Here is a 3272-nt window from a genome sequence, read left to right on the forward strand (position 1 = left end):
ATAAAAAACAATCACAGCTGCAATTCACGGTGCAACCGTGGCGGGAGAATATGTCACTTTCTTTTTAATGTAAGCTTACCGATGTTAATGACCAATGCCAATAAACGCGGCACAATTATCGCGCCAGCGCTATCTCGCCCAATTAATGCCAATACTTTTACTGGCCTGTTGATCGTTCAAAAAACGCTAGCGTCAGCACTGATTTAGATCCCAATAGTTGCGTCGAAGCGCTCGCCTATTGCCAAAATTAAGATAGAATCGCGCTTTACATTTGTGTCTTTGCCAGAGAGAACCCCATGACCGACCCAAAAACGACCACTATTTTTGAGCTAGCCGATCAATTTATTGCCTTAGCGAATCAACTCAGCCAGCAGGAAGGGGATGTCGGTAAAGTCGGCACGGCTCTACGCTTTGCGGCGGCGCGTTTTAATGCCTTTGAGGCCGCCATCAAATCCGCCGATTTAGGCGCCGAAAAAGACAGTGCATTAGAATGGTTTAGTGCCGAATACCGAGAAATGCTAAGCGATAATTTAGATGACCACATCGCCAATCCACCCGTCATGACTGAAGAATCCAGCCCGGCAGCCAACGATGATGCTGTGCAGGTATTCAAAGGCTAATTAGCCATTCGCGATAACACGCCAGCCAATGATGGCGTGTTATCTCTAGCCAAACGCTAGAGTGTATAGACCACTCGAATAGCAAGCAGGATGAGTACCACTCCCGCCAGTTTATCAATCAACCCGGCCTTTTCCCTTAATTTAGGTAACACACTTGAATGTGATAACACTAAGGCGATAAAGGTATACCAGAGTCCATCGACGAGCATCGGCGTCAAGACAATCAGTGCCTGTCCGCTCACGCTGTCAGCGACCATCACAAACTGGCTAAACAACGCCAAAAAGAACAACATAATCTTAGGGTTGAATAGGGAAATCGCAATGCCATCGCGCGCAGCGGTGAGTGTGTCGCTAGCCTCCCCCGTTGCCAATTTCGCCTGCATTGTGCCATTTGCTCGCAGCGCTTGGATCCCCATCCAAGCGAGATACAAGGCCCCTAAAATAGCGATGCCATTGAATATCAAAGGAGCCTTTTTCAGCACGACCGCCAAACCTAACAGGGTGACTAACGCATATATCCCAATGCCGATAGAATGAGCCCAGGCACAAACGATGCCCTTGCCCCGCCCGCCCCCAAGGGTGTGTCGTATCACCATTGCCAGGCTCGGACCGGGAGACATCGCCCCTAAACAACAAATGGTTAGCAGCCCTAACCAAGTACTCAAACTCATCTTTCTTCCTTTACAAATCAAAGACCCAATACTCAGCCTCATCGCCACGGTACACTTGCACTATGTAAGCAAATGGCCCGCTTAAACCCAATCGGGCCGGGCTGCTCAATCACAACGCTGCCGCCAAGGCTGCATAACATAGATAAAAATCAAAATGATAAATACCAAATTGTGCTCTATACGCATATCTGGCGCCGATACAGGGCGCTCAACCGATAGAGGCCACCCCACTGGTTCAATGCGTGACTAACGTTAAGCATCAAGCACGCTTGAGACAATGGCACACGCTTGAAATAATGGCACTTACGGGCGCGGATCATCCCATAAATTCATACCTATTTCAGCTATATCTGGCTACTATAGCCGCTTAACTCTCTCGACCAGCGAGCCACTCTTGATGGACACTATCACGCTTGTCAGTCTTGTTATGCTCGGCCTCATCCTTGCCGCAGCAGCCCTACTGCTATTTCAAAGAAGCCAAGGCAAAACAATCCCCTTAGCGGTGATCCTTGTGCTGGCCTTATTTGCGTTAGGGCTGGGGGCCATTATTGGTTTTGTTCATAAAGGTGAAGATTATCAAGCTTATCAAAAATTAGCGTGGCGCGACTTTGCGCCGGAGCACATTGCTCCCTTGGTTGCCCAAGGCTATACCGTCTTTGTCGATATCACCTCCGATTGGTGTGCGATTTGCCAAACCAACAAGGCCGAAGTCACCCATAGGGAACAAATTGTTAAAGCCCTCATGGCCGATAATATTATTCTGATGCAGGGCAACTGGAGTGAGGCCAATAGAACGATTGAAAGCTATATGCGTGCAGAAGGTGTACCAGGTGTACCCTACAACAAAATCTACGGCCCAGGGGCTCCCAATGGCATTCAATTGCCATCCAAACTGAGTATCAGTGATGTGTTAAATGGGCTCGCAACCGCTAAGCAAGTTAACCGCTAAGCCTGTGGCTCATACGACCGCCGCCCAATAGCACGCTTGGCGAATTTAGCCCCAGCCGATAGCCTTTATGCATCATCGCAATTAACCCAATTGAGAAATGGAAAGGTTAACAATGACAGCAACATCCTCTTGTACGATAAGCATTGACCTTATAGGCAAACGCGCTCTACTCTAACAACCTGTTTAGTCCAAAAATAATAACGAATAAACACCATCTTTGAGGTAGTTAGGCATGGCATATGATCAAGACTTATCACTCAAACTCGACAAATACGCATCATTGGTCGACCTCATCGAGCAAACTAGCGCGCGCTATGGCGATAGCCCCGCCTATGCCTGCTTAGGTAAAACCTGCTCATTTAATGATATCGAACGAGACTCACGTTATTTTGCCGCCTATTTGCAACATAACACCGATCTCACACCCGGCGATCGGATCGCTATTCAATTACCCAATATCACTCAATTTGTCATCGCGGCCTACGGTGCACTGCGTGCGGGCATGATTTTAGTCAACACGAACCCGCTCTATACTGAGCGCGAGCTTATCCATCAATTTAATGATTCTGGTGCGAAAGTCCTCGTGGTGTTATCCGATCTCTTGCCAACCTTAGCGAAAGTGGTTGCCAATACCGCAATAACTCAGGTGATTTCAACCCATCCACAGGATCTCATTGCCCCGCAAATTCAGCCGAAAACTGGGCTTAAAAATATCGAATTTTGCCAAGTGCTAAAGCAAGGCGCTCAATTACCCTTCCAGCGCATCGCCCCCAACACCGAAGATCTGGCCGCGCTGCAATACACTGGCGGCACCACGGGATTATCTAAGGGCGCGATGTTAACCCACGGTAATTTGCTTGCAAACGCCGCCCAAGTGAAATCCCGCATCGGCAGCGTCATCAGCGAAGGACAGGATATCTTCGTGGCGCCATTGCCGATTTATCATATATACGCCTTTATGGTGAACTTGGTGCTCTACTTTGAATGTGGTGGATGCTCAGTATTAATCCCCAATCCTCGTGATATTGCAGG

General features: G+C 48.4%; 4 protein-coding genes. 3 read left to right on the plus strand and 1 reads right to left on the minus strand.

Annotated elements, in window-relative coordinates:
• Positions 1-296 precede the first annotated feature (296 nt).
• Positions 297-620, plus strand: coding sequence for a DUF3144 domain-containing protein (locus tag ACRCZA_RS12890; protein ID WP_438674821.1), 324 nt, complete (start codon positions 297-299; stop codon positions 618-620).
• A 56-nt stretch (positions 621-676) separates the two neighbouring features.
• On the opposite strand, the gene ACRCZA_RS12895 is transcribed toward ACRCZA_RS12890, so the two are convergent.
• Positions 677-1291, minus strand: coding sequence for a LysE family translocator (locus ACRCZA_RS12895; RefSeq protein WP_438674822.1), 615 nt, complete (start codon positions 1289-1291; stop codon positions 677-679).
• A 397-nt stretch (positions 1292-1688) separates the two neighbouring features.
• Between ACRCZA_RS12895 and ACRCZA_RS12900 the strand changes: the two genes are divergently transcribed.
• Together ACRCZA_RS12900 and ACRCZA_RS12905 are read left to right on the plus strand one after the other, a co-directional pair.
• Complete coding sequence (locus ACRCZA_RS12900; RefSeq protein ID WP_438674823.1) at positions 1689-2240, plus strand: thioredoxin family protein; 552 nt, start codon at positions 1689-1691, stop codon at positions 2238-2240.
• A 232-nt stretch (positions 2241-2472) separates the two neighbouring features.
• Positions 2473-3272 (plus strand): AMP-binding protein (locus ACRCZA_RS12905; RefSeq protein ID WP_438674824.1); only part of this gene is annotated, 800 nt, incomplete at its 3' end.

Origin of the sequence: Shewanella sp. (genome assembly GCF_051658185.1) — a bacterium.
In the GTDB taxonomy this organism is placed as follows: domain Bacteria; phylum Pseudomonadota; class Gammaproteobacteria; order Enterobacterales; family Shewanellaceae; genus Shewanella.

Bases quoted from the DNA above. Each gene is read 5' to 3' on its own strand.
- ACRCZA_RS12895 (WP_438674822.1), bottom strand. From the start codon at position 1,291: ATGAGTTTGAGTACTTGGTTAGGGCTGCTAACCATTTGTTGTTTAGGG.
- ACRCZA_RS12900 (WP_438674823.1), top strand. From the start codon at position 1,689: ATGGACACTATCACGCTTGTCAGTCTTGTTATGCTCGGCCTCATCCTT.
- ACRCZA_RS12890 (WP_438674821.1), top strand. From the start codon at position 297: ATGACCGACCCAAAAACGACCACTATTTTTGAGCTAGCCGATCAATTT.